Raw genomic sequence first — 505 nt, 5'->3', positions numbered from 1 at the left:
AAAAGAAGAAAGCTCTGCGATCATCGTACAAGACAAACAAGGCAAAGTACTGTTTGTAAAAGAAGGCGCATTGACGCAAGACGAAATTACACAGGTGATTGGCCTTATCAAGCAAAGCATTTAGTTCGAGATGCGGCTCCTGACTCGGCACCAATCAGGAGCCTCAATCACACGGTATCCCACTAATATGCTGTGTTAAATTTTCCTCACCAGACAAAAGAGTGAACTTTTGCCAATAATGAGTGTTATATTATAACACCCGTTAGGATTTCAGGCGATCAGATGTACTTTTCTTGGCAAACCATTTTCAGATCTTGGCATCGCACTGTTGTACTTTTCAGTGTTGCTTTGCTGATCATCTGGAATTTTGCTTCGATCTTTCATCAAGTCGACCTCACACCAGAGCATCATACTCATCATCACTGCCAACTCTTTGCTGGCGCGCAACATGGTCTCGCTAAAGCACAACCGGCAATCCCTGTGCCGTCATACACACGGGCCCATT

At 44.4% G+C, this 505-nt stretch carries 2 protein-coding genes; both read left to right on the top strand.

Features of this window, described 5'->3' with window-relative positions:
* On the top strand, nt 1-124 hold a 124-nt coding region (locus tag R7E78_RS30980; protein WP_318059251.1), incomplete at its 5' end, for a YtfJ family protein.
* A gap of 158 nt (nt 125-282) precedes the next feature.
* The coding region (locus R7E78_RS30975) for a DUF2607 family protein (RefSeq protein ID WP_318059250.1) at nt 283-505 on the top strand (223 nt) is incomplete at its 3' end.

It is taken from the genome of Vibrio sp. YT-19(2023) (assembly GCF_033337395.1).
Note: the sequence above shows the minus strand (reverse complement) of the source record. Positions and strands in the feature narration are given on the sequence as shown.